Source organism: Vibrio bivalvicida, assembly GCF_001399455.2.
Taxonomy (GTDB): domain Bacteria; phylum Pseudomonadota; class Gammaproteobacteria; order Enterobacterales; family Vibrionaceae; genus Vibrio; species Vibrio bivalvicida.
Genome location: NZ_LLEI02000057.1, coordinates 1 through 2,996 on the forward strand (window position 1 = coordinate 1; position 2,996 = coordinate 2,996).

At 41.6% G+C, this 2,996-nt stretch carries 3 protein-coding genes; all 3 read right to left on the reverse strand.

The features are described 5' to 3' along the window. Positions 1 to 168 precede the first annotated feature (168 nt). The 3 genes from APB76_RS18090 to APB76_RS23015 all read right to left on the reverse strand — a co-directional run bounded on the left by APB76_RS18090 (position 169) and on the right by APB76_RS23015 (position 2,722). Positions 169 to 510 carry a hypothetical protein gene (locus APB76_RS18090; RefSeq protein WP_054963641.1) on the reverse strand — a complete coding sequence of 114 codons (342 nt, stop codon included), beginning with the start codon at positions 508 to 510 and terminating at the stop codon, positions 169 to 171. Between the two features lie 1,047 nt (positions 511 to 1,557). Next, on the reverse strand, positions 1,558 to 2,061 hold the full coding sequence (locus APB76_RS18095) for a hypothetical protein (protein WP_054963640.1): 504 nt from the start codon (positions 2,059 to 2,061) through the stop codon (positions 1,558 to 1,560). Positions 2,062 to 2,572: 511 nt separating this feature from the next. Continuing rightward, on the reverse strand, positions 2,573 to 2,722 hold the full coding sequence (locus tag APB76_RS23015) for a hypothetical protein (protein WP_167350326.1): 150 nt from the start codon (positions 2,720 to 2,722) through the stop codon (positions 2,573 to 2,575). Between the last annotated feature and the right edge of the window lie 274 nt (positions 2,723 to 2,996).

Consider the following 2,996-nt stretch of genomic DNA (forward strand, 5'->3'; position numbering starts at 1 on the left):
CCAATGAAGGACTACATACCCTAAAAACCATTCGTTAACAGTAGCTTATTAACGCCGCGTTAAGTGGTGAGCAACGCAGACCACCCTACCTAAACCATTGTGACATAAACACTTAAGCCAAAGTAAGCTGAAAATGCCGAGCGTTGGGAATCCGTCTTAAACGCTTTGTTATGCGCGTACTTCACCATTAAGTGATTCAAGATATTCTTCTAGTTCTTTGGATCTAGATTTTGATATAAACAACCCTACTGGCTGCAACAATACAATAGCCAATATGATAGAACTTAGAATGACATTGCCGTAAACGAAACCGACTATTACATTAATCGACAACCCTATCATTACGACAATATAGCGCCAGTATTCAATGTTTAACTCGTAGGTGTTTCGTTCAGTGTTGTGAGATATTGATACTGGGTATGACAACAGCGAAAGATTAACAAAAATGCTCTTATTCCGCATTTTTGCTTTAAACCCACGTTTTAGTAACTCTTCTAACAACTTATTCATTCGATATCCTTTTTGAACGATATAGCGCATAACGATGAGTTAAGGCGTGAGCAACGCAATACATCAGTCACTGCAGACCCCCGTAATCACTTGTATCAACGCATAGTAAAAATGCCACGCGTTGTGAGTCGCTCTTGAACGTCTTGTTATATTAGTGACCAAAGCTTCATGATATCGCACTATCAATCTTTCACGCGCTCAATTGCCCTTTGGACACGCAAAAATCGAAGCTGAGGCAGCGGAAAATGCCTTACCTCAAAGCACAGCTCGTTCTGATTTTAATCGCAAGCGTATTAACCAGACGAGCTGTGCTTTGAGGGTAGCATGAGAATGCCCCCTGCTCACCCTTATTTTCGCTTGTAAGAGGCACACTCGAACTTACGTAATACTTTGAATTCAAAGCGTTACACCTTAAACTTAGTAAACGTCACTATATAACGCCCTGCTAAGTGGCTAGCAACGCAAACCACGATACTTAAACTAACCACCGTAAACACTATACCTGACTTGAACCAAAATTGCCCCGCGTTGATAGTCCGTCTTTAGCAGCTTGTTAGGGATGCTTATTACGAGTGCCTTTGCTGATTTGGAATGCAGAGGCTGACCTACTAACCACCCACACTGAGTGCACCGCAATGACCACTGAACTTCGAATCGCGCGCCCTACTAACCTGCGGTGGTTCACTGAACCCTATGTGCGCTAAACCTGAAAACACCGATTCGATGAACTATCAGGGACAATGTTGAAATCATGCACAAGTCTAAAACAGGACGGACTTGAAAACGGTGAGCCGCTGAAGCTGATATGTGCCTGCTAAACTAAGCTTTCACCTGAAGGTGTTCGAGCCACACAGACGATTAACTAACGACAAACACAAATCTTGAAGTGGCTAAGTGCAGAGCTAACAAACCCACATTCTTTAAAGCAACCTAACGCCCTGTTAAGTGGCTGCCAACATACCACGAAACCTAATTAAACCACCGTAAACACTGCATAAGACCAGAACCAAAAGTGCCCAACGTTGGCAGTCCGTCTTGAACAGATTGTTATAGCGAATCACTTGATACTAAAAAATGCTTTGAGACCAATAAATATGAAAGCGAAATATTTATTGCTTCATTAGTTTCATAGAAAAACTTTTTCTGACGAAGCGCTTGCACTTTAAAGCCATCAAGTAAGTCGATAACTTCTAGCAAGTCAGTTGGCTCTCTACCTGATTTTTTATAGTTATGTATTGTTAGTTCAAAAATACCGATAGAACTCTTCATACTCTCACGTTGGTTCCTATTCTTGTATATAGAGTTCCATAGAGATTGGTAGTTATCCGGTAACTCACCGGGAACATCGATAATTTTCGCCAGTGTGATAATTCGATCAATATTTTGCTTTGTTTCAGAATCCAAAACGGAAGAGACATAGAACTTTACAATGTATGACCGTACTACTTTGTAGACAAAATACACGAAAACAAAGAGCATGCCATAGATTAAGCATGTAACTATAAAAGGTACTAAAAACTCATAACCAAATAGCCTTCGTATTAAATCCAAATGCTGTCTCCTTTTGACTCGCTATAACGCTGTGTTAAGTGGTGAGCAACGCACCACAACACTTAATAAAGCCACCTTAATCACTGCACTAATATTTGCAACCAAAACCGCCGAGCGTTGAGAATCCAGCTTGAACACTTTGTTAATAAAGTACTTTCGGCGCGTTCTAGACCCAAACAACCCACCTAACTCAACAGTACAAACCAACCAGATTTTTATTGGCTACTGACCCACTGTCCTTTCCAGAAACCAGCTTTAAACAAGTTGCCAAACCAAAGTGACAGAGAACGAGCCACCCACTAAAGTGACGAACAGTTAATTGCCACAACGACGAACCTTTGAGAGCGAAGATGGTTGATGGCATATTAGCGCTTTCGATGCTTTCAAATGGCATTTACGTCAAAGGAACTTCAGAACTCAAAGCGTGCTAGAGAACGAGAATTTGTGCGGAGAAAGGTACAGCCAATGAAAGACTACATACCCCAAAAAACTATTCGTTAACAGTAGCTTATTAACGCCCTGCTAAGTGGCTGGCAACGCGACCACCGCACTTAACCAACCCACCGTAAACACTATACCCGACTTGAACTAAAATTGCCCCGCGTTGACAGTCCGTCTTAAGCAGATTGTTAGCTACTACGAAGAAGGTTGAGTTTTTCACCCAAGCACCTAATTTGAAATACATTATTGCTTTAAATGACAATGTAAATTGGACAGCTCACAAACCAAAACCCAATTGATGAAATAGGCTTGGGAAAGAATGCTTTCGAAGAAGCCCGCTATCAAGTGCGCAAAACTGATTTAACTAAGGCAACGTTCCAACACCAGTGAAGCCACACCAAAGAACTAGACAAACACACCCCTTCAGTAAGCTAATTTGGGTTGATTCAACCACTTTTCGAACAGTGCCACTGGCGAGATAGTTTACGCATTGG